13 protein-coding genes and 1 pseudogene are annotated in these 18,347 nt (G+C 70.7%); 8 read left to right on the top strand and 6 right to left on the bottom strand.

Going from position 1 to position 18,347, the window contains the following annotated elements; genetic code table 11:
• Positions 1 to 59: 59 nt before the first annotated feature.
• From ACSW7Y_RS00475 to ACSW7Y_RS00490, 4 genes and pseudogenes are all read right to left on the bottom strand, one after another.
• The gene (locus ACSW7Y_RS00475) at positions 60 to 3,101 is read right to left on the bottom strand and encodes a glycoside hydrolase family 2 TIM barrel-domain containing protein (RefSeq protein ID WP_438124402.1); all 3,042 of its coding nucleotides are present in this window, start codon (positions 3,099 to 3,101) and stop codon (positions 60 to 62) included.
• A complete protein-coding gene (locus tag ACSW7Y_RS00480; RefSeq protein WP_400410740.1) occupies positions 3,098 to 4,033 on the bottom strand; it encodes a carbohydrate ABC transporter permease in 936 nt (311 codons plus the stop codon). The genes ACSW7Y_RS00475 and ACSW7Y_RS00480 overlap by 4 nt, the downstream gene beginning before the upstream one ends.
• Positions 4,034 to 4,215: 182 nt before the next feature.
• A pseudogene (locus tag ACSW7Y_RS00485) lies at positions 4,216 to 5,157 on the bottom strand (carbohydrate ABC transporter permease); the annotation flags it as partial.
• On the bottom strand, positions 5,154 to 6,518 hold the full coding sequence (locus ACSW7Y_RS00490) for an extracellular solute-binding protein (protein ID WP_438124403.1): 1,365 nt from the start codon (positions 6,516 to 6,518) through the stop codon (positions 5,154 to 5,156). The gene ACSW7Y_RS00490 and the pseudogene ACSW7Y_RS00485, both read right to left, overlap by 4 nt.
• Positions 6,519 to 6,750: 232 nt before the next feature.
• On the opposite strand from ACSW7Y_RS00490, the gene ACSW7Y_RS00495 reads away from it, so the two are divergent.
• The gene (locus ACSW7Y_RS00495) at positions 6,751 to 7,908 is read left to right on the top strand and encodes a baeRF2 domain-containing protein (protein WP_438124404.1); all 1,158 of its coding nucleotides are present in this window, start codon (positions 6,751 to 6,753) and stop codon (positions 7,906 to 7,908) included.
• A gap of 233 nt (positions 7,909 to 8,141) precedes the next feature.
• Here the strand turns inward: ACSW7Y_RS00495 and ACSW7Y_RS00500 are convergent, their stop codons facing one another.
• Entirely contained in the window at positions 8,142 to 9,335 is a 1,194-nt protein-coding gene (locus ACSW7Y_RS00500) for an MFS transporter (RefSeq protein ID WP_438124405.1), read from the bottom strand.
• Positions 9,336 to 9,408: 73 nt separating this feature from the next.
• On the opposite strand from ACSW7Y_RS00500, the gene ACSW7Y_RS00505 reads away from it, so the two are divergent.
• Positions 9,409 to 10,125 (top strand): GntR family transcriptional regulator, encoded by a 717-nt coding sequence (locus tag ACSW7Y_RS00505; protein WP_438124406.1) that lies wholly within the window; start codon positions 9,409 to 9,411, stop codon positions 10,123 to 10,125.
• 140 nt (positions 10,126 to 10,265) lie between these two features.
• Here ACSW7Y_RS00505 and ACSW7Y_RS00510 read toward each other — a convergent pair whose 3' ends face one another.
• Positions 10,266 to 10,418: a hypothetical protein gene (locus ACSW7Y_RS00510; protein WP_438124407.1), complete on the bottom strand. Its 153-nt coding sequence runs from the start codon at positions 10,416 to 10,418 to the stop codon at positions 10,266 to 10,268.
• Between the two features lie 225 nt (positions 10,419 to 10,643).
• Between ACSW7Y_RS00510 and ACSW7Y_RS00515 the strand changes: the two genes are divergently transcribed.
• The 6 genes from ACSW7Y_RS00515 (at position 10,644) to ACSW7Y_RS00540 (ending at position 18,342) form a co-directional block, all read left to right on the top strand.
• Positions 10,644 to 11,750, top strand: coding sequence for a LacI family DNA-binding transcriptional regulator (locus ACSW7Y_RS00515; RefSeq protein ID WP_438124408.1), 1,107 nt, complete (start codon positions 10,644 to 10,646; stop codon positions 11,748 to 11,750).
• A 269-nt stretch (positions 11,751 to 12,019) separates the two neighbouring features.
• Positions 12,020 to 13,798 (top strand): ABC transporter substrate-binding protein, encoded by a 1,779-nt coding sequence (locus ACSW7Y_RS00520; RefSeq protein WP_438124409.1) that lies wholly within the window; start codon positions 12,020 to 12,022, stop codon positions 13,796 to 13,798.
• Positions 13,795 to 14,775: an ABC transporter permease gene (locus ACSW7Y_RS00525; protein ID WP_290132920.1), complete on the top strand. Its 981-nt coding sequence runs from the start codon at positions 13,795 to 13,797 to the stop codon at positions 14,773 to 14,775. Before ACSW7Y_RS00520 ends, ACSW7Y_RS00525 begins: the two co-directional genes overlap by 4 nt.
• Entirely contained in the window at positions 14,772 to 15,698 is a 927-nt protein-coding gene (locus ACSW7Y_RS00530) for an ABC transporter permease (RefSeq protein WP_438124410.1), read from the top strand. The genes ACSW7Y_RS00525 and ACSW7Y_RS00530 overlap by 4 nt, the downstream gene beginning before the upstream one ends.
• A complete protein-coding gene (locus ACSW7Y_RS00535) occupies positions 15,695 to 17,473 on the top strand; it encodes an ABC transporter ATP-binding protein (protein ID WP_438124411.1) in 1,779 nt (592 codons plus the stop codon). The genes ACSW7Y_RS00530 and ACSW7Y_RS00535 overlap by 4 nt, the downstream gene beginning before the upstream one ends.
• Positions 17,470 to 18,342, top strand: a complete 873-nt coding sequence (locus tag ACSW7Y_RS00540; protein ID WP_438124412.1) for an alpha/beta fold hydrolase — start codon at positions 17,470 to 17,472, stop codon at positions 18,340 to 18,342. Before ACSW7Y_RS00535 ends, ACSW7Y_RS00540 begins: the two co-directional genes overlap by 4 nt.
• Positions 18,343 to 18,347 lie beyond the last annotated feature (5 nt).

Consider the following 18,347-nt stretch of genomic DNA (forward strand, 5'->3'; position numbering starts at 1 on the left):
ACACAACACCACGGAAGAGCGCGGTGTCGTGTCCGGAACCTGGTTCCGACGCGCTCCGCCTACGCCAGCACCACGCTCCACGACGCCGCGTGCGGCCACAGCTGGTGCTCCGGCAGCACGTCGAGCCCGCACGCCCGCGACCCCAGCCCGTGCTGCGCCGCGTCGAGGTACAGGTACGCGTGGTCGGGCGTCGGCAGTTCGTACGGGTGCCCGGCACGTGCGACCTGCTGTGCGGTCCACGGTGTGAGCGTGAACCCCGCACGGTGCGACCCGACCGTGGTCACGCTGACGTCGCCGACCTCCAGCGACCGGAGTGACGGCCGGTGGCCCGACTCCTGCGGCCGCGAGTACTCGACCGTCAGCGAGCGCACCGGCGCCTGGAACCGACCGACCCGAGCAGCGTGCGAGGAGTCCGGGTACGACTCGTCCGGACCGGACCCGAACCACGTCGCGGTCTCGTCGAGGAACGACACCGGGAGGTCGAACCGCACACCGAGCCGCGGCCACGTCACGTCCCACGCCCCGAACGGCACGGCGTCCGTCTGCAGCTGCAGTCCGGCGTCCGTCAGGGTCCAGCGGTGCGTGACGTCGAGACCCCACCCGCTGTTCGCCGCGGCGACCCGGACCCGCTGCACGAGGCCGTCCGCCGTGCGGTCGACCGACACGAGTCGGTGGGTCAGCCGGTCGAGCCCACGCTCGACCCACTTCACGGCCGAGGCCGGTGCGGTCGGGTCCCCGACCCCACCGGTGAGCACCGGGTCGGCCGTCTCGTAGCCGCCCTGCGACGCGAGCCGGTCGTTGTCCGTCGGTGCCCGCCAGAGCTCGAGCCGCGGGCCCGCGACCTCGTGGCCCTTGAACGCGACCAGGTCACCGCGGGCGGTGAAGGTGCCGTCGCCGAGACGGTCGCCGTCCCACCCCTGCCTGGAGGCGCGCGGTGCGTCGGCCGGTCGGCTCGCGACGAGGCGCTGGGTGCGCGCGACGACGTGGCCGGTGTCCGCCCAGGCCGTCGGCCCGGCGAGTTCCGCGGTCACGTCGAACCACAGCTCGTCGCCCGGTGCGAGCGCGTCCTGGTCTGCCGCGGCCCGGAGCACCTCGTCCGGGACCGGGACGGTGGCCGAGGCCCGCGCGGCGATGATCCCGGGCGCGAACCGTCCCGAGGCTTCGACGACGCCGTTCCGCGACAGCGTCCAGCAGAAGCGCAGCCCCGCGGTCGAGGCCGAGTGGTAGCGGTTCTCGACGAGCAGCGTGGTGTCCGACGACGACATCCGGATCGGCGCGACGACGGCCGCGAACTCCGCGAGTCCCGGGGTCGGGGTGTCGTCGGGCAGGACGAGCCCGTCCATCACGAAGTTGCCGTCGTGCACGACCTCGCCGAAGTCACCGCCGTACCCGTAGTACGGGGTGCCGTCCGCCGTGTGGGTGAGCAGGCCGTGGTCGCGCCACTCCCAGACGAACCCGCCGTGCAGCCGCGGGTACTTGTCGACGAGGGCCTCGTACTCGGCGATCTGACCCGGACCGTTGCCCATCGCGTGGACGTACTCGCAGTGGATGAACGGCTTCGACCGCTGCCGTGCCGCCTCGGCCGGTCCGCACTCGAGGAGCGGCGTGGGCGTCCCGCCGCCGATCGACTCGGTCTCCTGCAGCGTCGGGTACATCCGCGAGTACACGTCGGTGTACTCGCCCGTGTAGTCGCCCTCGTAGTGCACCGGGCGCTCGTCGTCGCGGTCGTGCACCCACTGCGACATCGCGGCGAGGTTCCGTCCTGTGCCCGACTCGTTGCCGAGCGACCACATGACGATCGACGGGTGGTTCTTGTCCCGTTCGACGGTCCGCGCGATCCGGTCGAGGTACGCGTCGCGCCAGGCCGGGTCGTCCGAGGGGTTCCCGACCCATCCGGTGAACAGGAAGCCGTGGGTCTCGAGGTCGCACTCGAGGATCACCCAGAACCCGAGCTCGTCCGCGAGGTCGAGCACGCGCGGGTGCGGCGGGTAGTGCGAGGTGCGGATCGCGTTGACGTTGCTCCGCTTCATGAGCGCCATGTCGGCACGAGCGTGCTCCTCGTCGAAGACGCGCCCGCGGACGGGGTGGGTCTCGTGCCGGTTCACGCCGTGGAAGACCACGCGCTCGCCGTTCACGAGGAACCGGTCGCCCTCGATCCGCACCGTGCGGAAGCCGAGCCGGAGCGAGACGGTCTCGCCGCCCGCGCGACCGCCGGCAGTGGTGCCGGTCGACAGCGTCGCGTCGTACAGCCGCGGCTGCTCGGCGCTCCACGGCTCGACACCCTCGACCGTGATCGGCGCGACGTCGGCCGCGGACGCCCACGTCACGTCGACGCCGAGCGACGGGACGGCGAAGCGCACCGGGAACACCGCGTCGAGCGTCGGCACGGTGATCGTCCCCGTGCCGGTCGACGGCCGCCCCGACGCCGCGGTCCCCGCGGTCGCGGCAGAGCCCAGCACGGGCTCCCACCCGGCGCGGACGAAGACGTCGTCGATCGGTGCCGACGGACGCGCCAGCAGGGTGACGTCGCGGAAGATGCCCGGAAGCCACCACTGGTCCTGGTCCTCGAGGTACGAGGCGCCCGACCACTGGTGCACGCGCACGAGCACCTCGTTCGTCCCCGGACGCAGCAGCGACGTGACGTCGAACTCGGTGACGAGCCGCGAGCCGGTGCTCCACCCGACGAGCGAGCCGTTCAACCACACCCGGAAGTGCGACTCCACGCCGTCGAACCGCAGCACGACCCGGGCCGCCGCGTCGAACGAGTCCGGCAGCGAGAAGGTGCGCCGGTGGTCACCGGTCGGGTTCTCCTCCGGCGGGTGCGGGGGATCGATCGGGAACGGGTACTGCAGGTTCGTGTAGCTCGGCGCCCCGTGACCGTGGAGCACCCAGTGCGACGGGACCGGCAGGGTGCCCCAGTCGTCGTCGGCCCCGGGGACCGGGACGTCGGCGACGGGCGACCACCGGAAGTCCCACTCGCCGTCGAGTGACAGCGAGGGGGCGTCCGTGTGCAACCAGGCACGGGGTGCCAGTCGTGTGTCGGATCCGGGAGTGGTGGACGCCAGGGCGGCGAGTGCGGTCGGTTCTGCAGTGACGGTCAACCCTTGACCGATCCTTCCGTGAGGCCCCCGCGCCAGAAGCGCTGCAGGACGATGATCGCGATCACGAGCGGGATGACCGAGACGAGCACTCCGCCGGTGGTGAGCTGGTAGAACTCTGGCAGACGATCGACCTGTGCACGCCAGTTGTTGAGCCCCAGCGTGATCGGGTACAGCTTCTGGTCCGCCAGCATGATGAGCGGCAGGAAGAAGTTGTTCCAGATGCCGACGACCTGGAAGAGGAACACCGTCACGAGCGCCGGCGTCATCTGCCGCAGCACGATGGTGTGGAAGATCCGCAGCTCACCGGCCCCGTCGATGCGCGCCTGCTCGAGGAGTGCGGTGTCGACCGACGCCGCGGCGTAGACCCGGCACAGGAACAGCCCGAACGGGGACACGAGGCTCGGGATGAGCACGCTCCAGTACGTGTCGGTCAGCCCGAGCGTCGAGAACAGCAGGAACAACGGCAGTGCCGTCGCGGTCCCGGGGACGAGCACGCCGCCGAGGATGGTGCCGAACACGAGCTGTCGGCCGCGGAACTCGTACTTCGCGAGCGCGTAGCCACCGGCGGCGGCGAAGTACGTCGCGAGCACAGCGCCGACGCCCGAGTACAGGATGCTGTTCGCGATCCACCGGACGAAGATGCCGCCGTCGTACGAGAACACCTGCGCGATGTTGCTGAACAGCGCGAACTCGCCGCCGAACCAGAACCCGTTCGTCGCGAACAGTGCTCCGGTGGTCTTCGTCGCCGCGATGACCACCCAGTACAGCGGCACCAGGAAGTAGATCGCGACGATGACGAGGATCCCCGTCACGACGATCTGTGACTTCCCGGACCGGTCGAGCTTGCGGCGCTGGTGCGCCGTGATGGCGGTGGTGTCGACCGGCTCGGCCGCCTGCTTGGTCACCGGCGCCTGGATCGTCTCGCCGCTCATGCTTCCGCCCCCTTGCGGTCTGCCGGGAGGCCCGTGGCGGCCCCGGTGGTCGTGCTGCGGTTCGCGACGCCGGTGGCGGGTCGCGACCCACCGTCGGCGGCGACGCGCGTCTGGAGCGCACGCCGTGCCTCCAGGCCGTCGCGCTTCGCGCGCTTCTTCTGGTCCCGCTCGCTCCTCGGTGGCCGGTTCGTCAACGCGAGGAACGCGAACGACAGGATGAACGCGGCCAGCGCGATGATCACGGCCTGGGCCGACGCGACGCCGTACTCGTTGAAGGCGAACGCGTTCGTGTACGCCGCGTAGTTCGGCGTGTACTCGGTGTCGATGGCGGGCGCGACCGTGGACAGGATCTGCGGTTCCGCGAAGAGCTGGAGCGTGCCGATGATCGAGAACACGGTCGTGAGCACGAGCGCCGGCGCGATGAGCGGGATCTGGATGCGCCACGCGACCTGGAACGCGTTCGCGCCGTCCATCTTCGCGGCCTCGTAGACCTCTCCGGGGATGGACTTCAGCTGGGCAACGATGATGAGCATGTTGTAGCCGGTGTACGTCCACGTGACGATGTTCGCGATCGACCACAGGACGCTGTTCGCGCCGAGGAAGTCCGGCTGCAGCCCGATCGACTGCAGCAGCGCCACGATCGGGGAGAGCCCGGGCACGTAGAGGAACGACCAGAGGATCGTCGCGATGACGCCGGGCACGCCGTACGGCATGAAGTACACGGCGCGGAAGAACGCGGGCCAGCGAGCGCTCGCCGACTCGAGGAGCAGCGCCAGGATCGTGCAGAGGACGATCATCACCGGGACCTGCACGATCCCGAACAGCAGCATGCGGCCGATCGAGGCGACGAAGCCGGAGTCCTGCAGCGCGATGGCGTAGTTGTCGAACCCGGCGAACCGGCTGACGACGCCGTCCTCACCGAAGAGGCCCTTGCGGTCGACGGTGGTGAAGCTCTGGAACAGCGCACTGATGATCGGGATGATGAACGTCAGGACGAACAGGGCGAGGAAGGGTCCGAGCAGGATCCACGGGGCCCGCTTCTGGGCAGCCGTGGCCTTCGTGCTCGTGCGGAAGCCGGTGCGCGGGTGGGAGGCGGCCCCCGAGCGGTCCTGGGTGGCGGTCATCGTGCGGTCCTCACGCTCAGGCCCTTGTCCTTGAAGGACTGGACGATCTCCCGTTGGGCGAGCTCCACCGCGTCGGTGAGCTTCAGCCCGCCGGTCAACTTGCGGCGGAACTGGTTCTGCAGGCTCGTGAACGCGGACTGCGTCACGGGGGACCACGACCAGTCGACGTTCTGCTCCCTCGAGGCCGGCACGAAGACCTCCTCGTTGTAGTTCTGGCCCGAGAACCACTTCGACGGTTGCTCGCGCTGCTTGCCGATGTAGTCGACCGCGGGCGACCAGCCGATGCCGCAGTACCGGATCATCGCGTCGATGCCCTCCTCCGACGTGGTCATCCACGTGATGAACTCGAGCGCCTCGGCCGGGTGCTTCGCGTTCGCGAGGACCGCGGCGGTCGAGCCGCCGATCGCGCTCGATCCGAAGCCGGTGTCGCCCCAGGTCTGCATGGGCGCGACCTTCCACTTGCCCTCGCCGCCCTGGATCGACTGGATGAGGGCGTCACCCCAGCTCGCACTCGTGACGGCCGCGATCTTCCCGTTGGCGCACGCGGCGTACCAACCGGGGGAGTACGCGCCGGCGCTCGTGTCGACGAGCTTCTCGTCGATGCAGCCGTCGAAGAACTCGGCGACCATCATCGTCTTGTCGTCGGTCATGTCGACGACCCACTCGTCGCCGTCGATCTTGAACCACCGTGCCCCGGCCTGCTGCGCGTACGCGGCGAAGGGTGAGGCGTCGGCGACCGGGAAGACCTCGAGGTAGTTCCCGTTGCCGGTCCCCCGCACCTTGTCGGCGAGGTCGCGCCACTCGTCCCAGGTCTTCGGGGGCTCTCCGCCGGCCCGCTCGAGGATCGCGGTCTGGTAGTAGAAGCCCATCGGGCCGGTGTCCTGCGGGATGCCGTAGATGCCGTCGACGAACGACACCTGCGCCCAGGCGGCCTCGTCGTACTTCGACTCGAAGTCCTTCGCGCCGTACCGTGCGAGGTCCGTCAGGCCGTTCGCGAGCATGAACTCGGGGATCTGGCGGAGCTCGACCTGTCCGATGTCCGGGCCACCGCCGGCCGCGAGCGCGGAGTACATCTTCTGGTACCCGCCGCTGTTGCCGCCGGGGATCCAGTTCGCGGTGACCTGGATGCGGGGGTTCTTCGCGTTCCACACGTCGCAGACCTTCTGCAGGTCCTTGAGCCACGCCCAGTAGGTGAGCTGGACGGTCTCGCCGCCCGACGCGGCGGGGATGAGCGCCGCCTTGTTCACGTTCGTCGAGCCCGGCACCGCACAGCCGGCGAGGAGACCCGCCGCGGCCGTCCCCAGGCCGAAGCCCAGGAGTTGTCGTCTCGTGATGGGGCTTCTTCTGCCTGTCGGCTGCATCGCCTGGCTCCGGTTCGTCGTCGATCGGGGTCCCGCCCAGCCAACCACAAAACCGAGCGTTGCTGTACTTTCGCGCAGGTCGCTGGACGTTCCCTCCGCACTGTGGACGCTCGCGGTCCGAGGGGTGGATCGTGGGCGCACGCGGACGCAGGGGACCGTGACAGGGTCCGCTCGAACCGGTGTCCGCCGTCGGGGCTGTCCTGCTCCGGCACGCTGAGCGGAAGGAGCTGCCATGACGTCGACCAACGCGACGAGCGAACTGCACGAGATCCTGGGACAGCGGCTGGAGGACGGGGGGAGCTGGGCCTGGGCCTACGCCGACGTCTCCGGGAACGTGGAGGACCCGAGGCGGCAGGCGGCGCTCAAGCTCCGCGCGGTCGAGGAGTCGCTCCGCGCCCAGGATGCCCCGGACTCCGTCGTCGACGCGATCGCCGCCGAGTTCGAGCAGGAGGCTGGAGTGCCCTCGCCCGTCACCCGGTACGTGCTCGTCCACGACGGGTCGGTCGTCCTGAGCGAGGTCCTCCCCGGTCACCTGCACGGAGCCGAGTCCGTCGGTGTCGGGGCCGTCCCCGACCTCGTGCCGCTCGTCGCCCACCGCCCGGTCGACCTGCCGTTCCTCGTCGTGCACGCCGGCAAGGAGGGCGGCGCGTTCCGGACCTACCGGCTCGGCCACGCACCGGTCGCCCCGGACGAGCAGCAGGTCGAGGGCCGCAACGACACCCTGCACTACGCCAAGGCCGGCACCGGGTGGAAGCAGCCGCACTGGCAGCAGCACACCGAGGAGATCTGGAAGCAGAACCAGTCCGAGCTCGCCGCCGCCCTCGACGCCACGGTCCGCGAACGCCGTCCCGGACTCGTCGTCATCGCGGGCGACGTCACCGCACGTGAGCTGCTCGTGAAGTCCCTGTCGGCCGAGACGAAGGCCCTCGTGTCCGTGTTCCCGGGGGACCCGCGCGCCGACACCGCCTCGAAGCAGGCGTTCGTCGAGCACGTCGAGGTGGCGCTCGCCCGCGTGGTCGCCACCCGTCGGCACGACCTCGAGGACCTCCTCCGCACCCACGTCGGCCGCGGCGACAACCAGGCCGTGACCGGGCTCGGTCCGGTGGTCGAGGCGCTGCAGCAGGCGCAGGGCTCGGTCGTCGCGCTCGACGCCGTGGCGATCGGCGACCGGACGCTCCTCGCGCTCGGGGCGGCACCGTGGGTCGCGACGGCTCCGGAACAGGCCGGCGGCGTCCCGGTGATCGGCCCGGTGCCGGCGGTGTGCGCGCTCGTGCGGGCGGCGGTGCTCACGGACGCGGAGCTCGTGCTCGTCAACGCGGCATCGCTGCCGGGCGGCACCGCCGCTGCCGCGCTCCTGCGCTGGCCGGTCGGGCCGGCGGTCCCCGCCTGATCACGTGACCCCCTGACGGACGGGAGGCCCGTGGCGACCCCGCCACGGGCCTCCCGTCCGTGTCTCGCGCGCGTCGTCCTCCTGGGGTTGCGGAACTTCCTGAGGTTCCGGGATGTCGGCATCTCAGGCGATCCCGGCGCCGTCCTCGGAACCTCAGCGACGCGCTGGCGGCGCGTCGTGGAACCTCGGCAGCGCACACGGAGGCCGCACGTCGGCGCCGCTTCCGAGGGGCGTCAGTCGTGGGACCGGTCGGCCCGCGGTACGAGCGGGAGCGCCAGCAGCGGCAGGACCGCCACGATCGAGAACGACGCCGCGAACCCGAGCCCCGCAACGAGCGCGCCGACACCCGGCCCGACGGCGCTCGCCGCGATGAACTGCCCCGTGTTCTGCGCCCCGAGCGCCCGGCCGGACCAGAAAGGCCCCGCTGCCTCGGCCACCGAGGTGTACGCCAGCCCGTTGTCGGCGACGGTCACACTGGTCGCGACCACGAGGAACACCGCTCCCGCCGCCAGGTGTGTCACGTCCACGAGCGCCAGCACGCCCATAACGACGGCCGCGCTCACGGCGACCACCCGCAGCGGCCCCACGCGGGAACCGACCCGGTCGCTCCAGGCCCCGACGAGGATCCGTCCGATCGCCCCCACGAACTGCGCCCCGCCGACGAGCAGTCCGGCCGCACTCGTCGACCACCCGAGTCCGACGAGCCACACCAGCCCGTAGGTCGACAGGGTGAACTGCGGCACCACGAGCAGCACCGACACCGCGTGGATGCGCCACAGGAACCCGTCCGACCGGTAGGGGTTCGCCACGTGCTCGGCCGGCGCCTCGGCACGGGAGGCACGCGGCGGGTTGACGATGCCGATCGCGCAGAGGACCGCGAGCACCGCGCAGAGCAGGACCGGCAGCACGAGCGAGGCGCGGATGCCGGCGCCCTCGGCGAGCTGCGGCACCGTCACCGCGGCCAGGGTGACGCCGAGCGGCTGCGACATCTGCCGGATCCCCATCGCGAGCCCGCGGCGCTCCTTCGGGAACCACCCGACGACGACGCGACCGCTCGCCGCGTTCGTCGAGGCGCTCGTCATGCCCGCGGCCAGGAACGCGAGCCCGAGCAGCACGGTGTTGCCCGCCGTGGCCCACGCAGCCGCCACCGCGCAGGTGGTCAGGACGAGCCCGCCCGCGATCACCACCCGTTCGCCGAACCGGTCGGTGACGGCACCCCAGGCGATCAGCGTCAGGACCATGCCGAACGTGGGGGCCGCGGCGAGGACACCGGCGACGGGCAGCGGTGTGCCGTGGGCGTGCAGGTACGGGATGAGGAGCGCGGGCGCCGACACGACGAGGGTCCCTGCTGCCTGCGCCGCGACCCCGAGCGCGAGCATCGTCCAGGCACGTCGGGTCGTCGTCGGGCGCGGGGCGGTGATCGGCATCGTCACGATGGTTCCGTTCGAGGACTGATTGGTATACCAAAACGGTATACCATGCCTGCTAGGCTCTCGGACCGTGGCTGGAACGACAGACGTGGTGACGGTGGACGACGCGCCGGTCTCGCAGACCGCGCAGCTCTACGACAACCTCCGCGCAGCGATCCTCACCCTCGACATCGCGCCGGGTGAGCGCATCTCTGAGCGAGGGCTCGAGGCGCGGTTCCACGCCTCGCGCACCCCCGTCCGTGCCGCACTGTCGCGGCTCGAGCGCGAGGGGCTCATCCTGCACGAGGGCCGTTCGTGGACGGTCACCCCGATCGACCTCGACGAGATCGCCTCGCTCGCGGAGCTCCGTGGCGTCCTCGAGCCCGCAGCTGCCAGGTTGGCGGTCGCGCGGGCCTCGGCCGAGCAGCTCGACGAGGTCCGGGCGCACCTCGACGACCTCCGCGAGGCACCCGACCAGCGCTCGGGCATCCGGATGGGCTCGACGTTCCACCTCGACCTCGCGTCACTCGGCGGCAACCGGTTCATCACCGACGCCGTCGCCGATGCGCTCACCCGCCTCGAGCGGACACGCTGGATCGAGGTGCGGACGCCAGAGGCCCGCGACGCCGCCTGGGACGAGCACAGCGCGATCCTCGACGCCGTCCGCGCGGGCGACGCCGACCGCGCGGCGGACCTGCTCGCGGCGCACGTGGCCGGCACCAACGACCGGTTGCTCGCGTTCATCGCGCAGGAGCGACGGCGGCTGCGTGGCGCGGGCATGGCGATCGTCGGGCCGACCGAGCGCTGACGTGGCGCCCGGGAGCCCGGCGGCCCGGCGGCCCGACGCTCCGGCGCTCCGGCGCTCCGGCGCTCCAGCGCTCCAGCGCTCCGACGCTCCGGCAGGACGCTGACGGTGCGCTCGGCGTTCTCGCGCCGAGCGGCCGCTCGTCAGAGCGTCGGTTCCTCGCTCCCGTCGGCCTCACCGAAGATCCAGGCGTTCTGGTTCCCCTGACTGTGGTCGAGCAGTCCGCTCTTCACCTCGTCGACGGCGATCGACTCGGTGATGACGTCACGGCTCTGTCCGCGGGTGTTCTTCGACATCGTGGGCTCCTGTGTGTGTGGGCATCGGATCAGTGACGCAGGCCCCTGCCTGCGGATGCGCTTCCTCACGGGACGTACTGAGGTCGCTCAAGTGTGGCCCGGTCTGTCCGTCCTGCGCAAGGGTGTGCGCAGCCCTGTGGACAGACCGGTCGCGGCGGCGTGCCTAGGATGGTCCGGCCGCCCGGGCGCGGCACCACCAGCGCGACGGCGGACGGGAGGCACGGCATGGCTGGACAGCGCACCGCACCTCCCACGGTCTACGACGTGGCCTCCGCCGCCGGGGTCTCCATCGCCACGGTCAGTCGCGTGCTCCGCACCCCCGACGCCGTCCGCGAGGGCACCCGCGACCGCGTACAGGCCGCCATCCGGACGCTCGGCTACGTGCCCTCCGGCAACGCGCGAGCCCTCGCCGGGAAGCGCACCGGCGTGGTCGGACTCCTGCTCCCGGGCTTCGACGTCGTCCCGGACGAACGGCCGGACCTCGTCACGGACGGTGGTGTCCGTGTGGTCGACGACCGTCGGCACGTGACGCAGCCGTTCTCGTCGAACCTCTACTTCGACGAGGTCCTCCGCGGCGCCGAGGTCGAGGCGTGGCAGCGCGGCCTCGCCCTCATGGTCGCGGCCGGTCGGGGGCCGTCGCGCGACGTCATCGTGAACGACGTCGCCGGACGCGTCGACGGCCTCGCCGTGCTGGCGCAGACGGTCCCGGACGAGCTGCTCGAACACGTCGCTCGCCGCATCCCCGTCGTGGTGCTCGCGGACGACCGGCGCTCGCACGGTTTCGACTCGGTGAGCGTGGACAACGCCGCGGGCATGCGGACGGTCGTGTCGCACGTGGTGGGCCGGCTCGGCATCCGCTCGATCGCCTACGTCGCCGGGCCGATCGACTCGCCGGACGACATGGAGCGCGCGGCGGGCTTCCGTGCGGCCCTCGTCGAGCACGGGGTGGACCCGGCCGACGTGCCGGTGGTGCACGGCGACTTCGGCCGGGCCCGCGCCCGGGAGCTCGCGACGTCGCTGTTCGAGGGTGACGTCCCCCGTGCGGCCGTCTGCTCGAACGACCAGTCGGCGCTCGGGGTGCTCGACGCGGCGACCGCCCTCGGCATCCGCGTGCCGGAGGACGTCGTCGTCACCGGGTTCGACGGCATCGACGCGGGACGCTTCTCGCAGCCGCGCCTCACGACCGTGCACCAGCCGATGGGTGAGCTCGGTCGGGCTGCTGTGCGGGCGATCGTCGAACGGCTCACCCACCCCGACGGCCCCCCGCGCGCCGTGCGCCTGCCGGTCGAGGTGCTGCTGCGCGAGAGCTGCCCGCCGGTGCTCGACGCCTGACCGCAGCAGACGCGCCGCCGCCCTCGCACCGTGCGAGGCGCCCGCCCGCCGCGAGGCAGCGTGCGAGGTACCGCTCGTGGTGCGAGGCTCGCCTCCTCGCACGCTGCGCGGATCCTCGCACCGTCGACCCGCTCTGCGGTCGCCCTCGCACCGTGCGACGGCGACTCCCGAGGATGTTCCACCCCGCCAATGAAAGCCGGTGGTTGCACACCGCGATGTAAGCGCATACATTGGTGCGGTACCGAATCGACATGGAGGTCGACCGAGCAATGACGCTTCCCCCACAGCGCATGCGCGAGCCGGCGGGCACGAGCCCGTCCGTCCCGCGCGCAGCCCGCGGCACCCGTGCCGCCGGCACCGCCCGTCCCCGCCGGCGCGGCCGTCTCCTCGCCGCCCTGGCCGGGATCGCCGTCGTGGCCCTCGCGGCCAGCGGCTGCAGCATCCAGGTCCGCTCCCAGCCGGACCCGAGCATCGGCAAGGACACGATGCTCATCAACGCCGACCACGGCAACCCGCTGTTCGACCGCAACTTCAACCCGTACATCTCGAACGCGCGCACCGCGAGCAAATGGATGTACGAGCCGCTGATCGAGGTCAACCCGCTCGACGGCAAGGGAACCCCGTGGCTCGCGAGCAGCTGGTCACAGCCGGACGCCCGGACGATCGACATGACCATCCGGCAGGGCGTCGAGTGGTCGAACGGTGACCCGTTCAGCGCGAAGGACGTCGTCTTCACGTTCGATCTGCTCAAGAAGTTCCCCGCGATGGACATCAAGGGAGCCTGGCAACACATCGAGCGCATCGAGCAGGACGGCGACCACGTCGTCTTCCACCTCAAGAGCGACGACGTGCCGAGCCTCAACATCATCGGCGCGACGTACATCCTCGGCGAGCAGCACTGGGGGAAGGTGAAGGACCCGACCACGTGGCGGGACCCGAACCCCGTCGGCACCGGGCCGTTCGTCCTCGGGAACTACACCGACCAGCAGTACTCGATGGACAAGAACCCGCGGTACTGGCAAGCCGACAAGATCGCCATCAAGCACCTCATCCTCCCGGCGACGAACACCCAGCTCGACACCGTGACCCGGGGCTACGACTGGGCGTACTCGTTCATCTCCGACGTCAAGGGGACCTGGGGTGCGGCCTCGGGGACCAACACGTGGTGGTTCCCGGCCGGGGGTGTGATCGGCCTCGTCCCGAACCTCACGAAGGCGCCGTACAACGACGTCAACGTCCGCAAGGGCATCTCGTACGCGCTCGACCGGAACGACATCGCCGAGACCGCGACCGAGGGCAACCTGACGGCTGCCGGACAGACCGGCCTGATCCTGCCGAACCAGGAGCAGTACCTCGACCCGTCGATCCCGGACAAGGGGATGATCACGCAGGACACGAAGCGGTCGCTGCAGGAGTTCGCGAAGTCCGGGTACACGCAGCAGGGCGGCAAGCTCGTGAAGGACGGCAAGCAGCTGACCATCACGATCATGACCGCGAACGGCTACTCCGACTGGCTCCGCGCGGCCCAGCAGGTGCAGCGCGACCTCACGGCGATCGGCATCAAGGTGACCCTCCAGGCGCCGCAGCCCGCCGGCTACCAGGCCAACCTCAACAACGGCAAGTTCGACATGGCGATGGGCGGCATGGGCAACGGTGACGTCTACCAGGCCTTCAACTCGCTGCTGTCGAGCGACTTCTACCAGCCCGTCGGCAAGTCGACGGTGAACAACTACGAGCGCTACGAGAACGCCGACACCCAGGCGCTCCTCGACGAGTACAAGGCCACGACCGACAAGGCGAAGCAGCTGGAGATCCTGCACCAGCTGCAGAACATCGTGTTCGACGACGTCCCGGTCATCGGCATGTACTACGGCGGCCTCTGGGGCCTGTTCAACACGAACAAGTTCGTCGGGTGGCCGAGCGCGGAGGACCCGTACATGGCACCGCAGAACTACGACTCGGCACCGCTGCTGATCTTCTCGAAGCTGCGGCTCCGGGACAGCGCCGCAGGCCGCCAGATCCTCGAGGAACAGGAGGCAGCGAAGTGAAGTACCTCCTCCAGAAACTCGTCCTGTTCGTCCTGACGCTCTGGGCCGCGGTCACGTTGAACTTCGTGCTCCCGCGCCTCATGCCGGGCAGCCCGACCGACGCAGCGCTCGCGAAGCTCAGCCAGAACGGCCCCGTCACCGACGCCACGAAGAAGGCCATCGAGGCGCAGCTCGGCGTCCCGAGCGGCAACCTCTGGGACCAGTACGTCAGCTACCTGCACCAGGTCGTCACGCTCGACTTCGGCACGAGCTACACGTTCTACCCGCAGCCCGTCGGCGACCTCGTGGCGCAGGCCCTGCCGTACACGCTGGTGCTGGTCGGCCTCGTCACGATCATCGCGTTCGTGCTCGGCACCCTCATCGGCGTCGGCGCGGCGTGGAAGCGCGGCACCTGGCTCGACTCGCTCCCGACCCTGTCCGGCAGCTTCATGTCGACGTTCCCGTACTTCTGGACCGCGCTCCTGCTGCTGTTCTTCCTCGGCTACGTCCTGCACTGGTTCCCGACGACGGGTGCCTACTCGGCCACGACCACGCCGGGCTTCAGCGGGCAGTTCATCGGGGACGCGCTGCAGCACGCGATGCTCCCGGCGATCACGATCCTCGTGACGAGTCTCGGCGGCTGGATCATCGGCATGCGCAACGCGATGATCAACACGCTCGGCGACGACTACGTCACGTTCGCCGAGGCGAACGGCCTCCGCGGCCGCACGGTCGCCGTCCGGTACGCCGCACGGAACGCGATCCTGCCGAACCTGACCGGCTTCGGCCTCGCGCTCGGTGGCGTGGTCGGCGGTTCGGTCCTGGTCGAGCAGGTCTTCGGCTACCCGGGCATCGGCTACCTGCTGTTCAACGCCGTGATCGGGCAGGACTACCCGCTCATGCAGGCCCTCTTCCTGATGATCACCGTGTCGGTGCTCATCGCCAACTTCATCGTGGACGTCCTCTACGGCGTCCTGGACCCGAGGACTCGACGATGAGCACTGTCGCAGTGAGAACACAAGAGCAAGCCGCCCCGTCGAAGCTCAAGGCCGCCGCCCGCCAGTTCGGCGTCGTCTGGAGCAACACCAAGGCCCGCGTCGGCATCATCATCCTCGGCGTCTTCGTCGTCGTGGCGATCGCCGCCCCGCTCCTCGCCCCCTACGGCGCCAGCCAGAACGGCTTCGCCCGCAGTGCCGACGCCTCCTGGGCGCACTGGATGGGCACCACCGCCGCGGGCGAGGACGTCCTCTCCCAGCTCATCTACGGCGCCCGGGTCTCCGTGCTCGTCGGCGCGGTCGCGGGCTTCCTCTCCACGCTCGTCGCCGTCGCGATCGGCCTGAGCTGGGGCTACATCCGCGGCTGGGTCGCCGAGGTCATCGGGTTCATCGTGAACCTCTTCCTCGTCATCCCCGGCCTGCCGCTCATGATCGTCATCGCGGCGTACCTGCAGAACGGCGGCATCGCGGTGATCATCGCCGTGATCGTGGTCACCGGCTGGGCCTGGGGTGCTCGTGTCCTCCGGAGCCAGACGCAGTCCCTGCGGAGCCGTGACTTCGTTACGGCCGCGCAGTTCTCCGGCGACGGTGCCACCCGCATCGTGTTCCGCGAGATCCTCCCGAACATGACGAGCCTCATCGTCGGCTCGTTCTTCGGTGCGGCGACGAGCGCGATCCTCGCCGAGGCCGGCCTCGAGTTCCTCGGACTCGGCGACTCGTCGATCGTCAGCTGGGGCACGATCCTCTACTGGGCGCAGAACTCGAACGCCCTGCTCACCGGCCAGTGGATCCTGCTGTTCGCCCCCGGTCTCTGCATCGCCCTCCTGGCGATGAGCCTGACCCTGATCAACTTCGGCGTCGACGCCGTGTCCAACCCGCGGCTGCGCGAGGGCGCGCGCCGCAAGCGCAAGGAGGCAGCAGCATGAGCGGCCAGCCCACCACCGGACTGGAGGCCCGTGGCGGCGCCGCCACGCGCCTCCCGTCCGAACCGACCCAGCAGGACGTCCTGCTGGACGTCCGCGACCTGTCGGTCGTCTACGAGTCCGCCGGCCAGGAGGCCGTCCAAGCCGTCGACCACGTCTCCTTCCAGCTTCGGAAGGGCGAGTTCGTCGGCCTCGTGGGGGAGTCCGGCTCCGGCAAGTCGACCCTCGGCTACGCGCTGACGCGGCTGCAGAAGCCGCCGGCGCGCACCAACGGCGGCAACATCTTCTTCGCCGGGTCGGACATCCGCGACCTCGACGACGAAGCGCTCCGTCAGCAGCGGCAGGGCGGGTTCGCGATGGTGCTGCAGTCGGGCATGAACGCCCTCAACCCGGTCCGGACGATCCGCAACCACTTCATCGACGTCTTCAAGGCGCACGGGCACGTGCCGAGGGAGCGCTGGGACGCCCGGATGCGGGAGCTGATCGAGAAGGTGAAGCTCCCCGCCACGATGCTCGCGCGCTACCCGGGGGAGCTCTCGGGCGGCATGCGGCAGCGCGTGTCGATCGCCCTCGCGCTGTCGCTCGAACCGCGCCTCATGGTGTTCGACGAGCCGACCACGGCGCTCGACGTCCTCGTGCAGCACGCGGTGATGGACACGATCATCGAGCTGCAGCGGTCCGAGGGCTTCACGGCGATCCTCATCAGCCACGACCTCGGCATCGTCCTCGAGGCCACCGAGCGCGTGCTCGTCATGCACGAGGGGCGCATCGTCGAGGACGGCGGCTCGAAGGAGATCCTGCGCGACCCGCAGGACGACTACACGAAGATGCTCCTGTCGCACTACGCCGACCCGCGGGCGGAGGTCGTGTCACTGCCGGGCTTCCCGGACCGGTCGCTCCGCGATCCGTCGTCCACCCGCCAGGAGACGACGTCGTCGTTCAGCACCGTCGGCTCGCGGGAGCGCAGCGCCGCCCGCAACCCGATCGTCGTCGACCACCTCGTGAAGACGTACCCGGCACCCCGCCGCGGCGAGCAGCCCGTCCAGGCGGTCCGCGACGTCTCGTTCACGCTCGAGCCCGGGCAGTCGCTCGCTCTCGTCGGCCAGTCCGGCTCCGGCAAGTCGACGATCGCGAAGATGCTCACCGGCGTCGAGAAGCCCACCACGGGCACCGTGCGGTTCGGTGACACGGACGTCGCGAAGCTCGGGCGGCGCGGGTTGAAGGACCTCCGGTCCGAGGTGCAGATGGTGTTCCAGGACCCGTACGCGGCGCTCAACCCGCTGCACACGGTCGAGTACATCCTGTCGCGGCCCATCGCGAACTACACGAACCTCCGCGGGCGGGACGCCCGACGCCGGATGCTCGAACTGCTCGAGACCGTGGGCCTGACGCCCGTGGAGCAGTTCGCGCAGAAGCTCCCGCACCAGCTCTCCGGCGGGCAGCGGCAGCGTGTCGTGATCGCCCGCGCGCTGGCGTCCGACCCGCAGGTCATCATCGCGGACGAGCCGGTCTCGATGCTCGACGTGACGCTCCGCGCCGGGGTGCTCGCGCTCCTCGAGGACCTCCGGGAGCAGTGGGGCGTCTCCCTCCTCTACATCACGCACGACCTGCTGAGTGCCCGGCTCATCACGGACGACATCATGGTGCTGCACGACGGCGCCGTGGTGGAACGGGGTCGCACGGCCGCGGTGCTGCAGGACCCGCAGGACCCGTACACGATCGACCTGCTCGACGCGGTGCCGAACCCCCGTCGGGCGCTCGCGGAAGGACGCCTGTGACCACGCTCCACGACTTCGAGACCGTCCCGGCCTTCGGACACCTCCCCACCCCGGACGGCGTCGACGTCGTCGGCATCGACCTGCCCGTCGGACGCCTCACCGCCTACCGCGTGGTGCCGGACGGCGCGTCGAAGGGCACCGTCCTCATCGTCCCCGGGTACACCGGGTCGAAGGAGGACTGGCGGACGTTCATGCCGCTCCTCCGGGACGCCGGCTGGACCGCGGTCGCGATCACCCGCCGCGGGCAGGCCGACTCGGCGCGGGCGTCCGGGCCCTCCGGCTACACCCTGCAGGAGGAAGCAGCCGACGTCGTCCGCGTCGCCGCGCTGCTCGACGACGGCGCGCCCGTACACCTCATCGGCCACTCGCTCGGGGGTGTGATCGTCCGCGAGGCCGCCATCGCCTCCCCGGGGTCCTTCCGCGACGTCGTGCAGTTCTGCTCCGGACCGTACGGCTGGCCCTACCGCAAGGTCGCCGAGCTGACGATCCTGCACGACACCGGCGGGAACCTGCGCCAGCTGTTCGACTCGACGAACCCGCTCTGGGCGTACCGACCCGACGAGGAGCTCCCCGACGACCCGCGCTTCGTCCGCGACCGCTTCGACGCGCACGACCCCGCGAGCGTCGTCGCCGGCGGCCACATCCTCGAGGACCACACCGACTCGTCCGCCGAACTCCGCGCCACCGGCCTCCCGGTGCTCGTCACCCACGGCGAGTGGGACCGCGCCTGGCCGATCCCGTGGCAGCGGCAGATGGCGGAGGACACCGGCGCCGCCTACGAGGTCATCCCCGAGAGCTACCACGGCCCGCAGGTCGAGAACCCGGCGGCGACGCTCGCCGTCTTCGACCGCTTCCTGTCCGCCCACTGAAAGGC

Source organism: Curtobacterium flaccumfaciens (assembly GCF_051548005.1).
Classification (GTDB): Bacteria; Actinomycetota; Actinomycetes; order Actinomycetales; family Microbacteriaceae; genus Curtobacterium.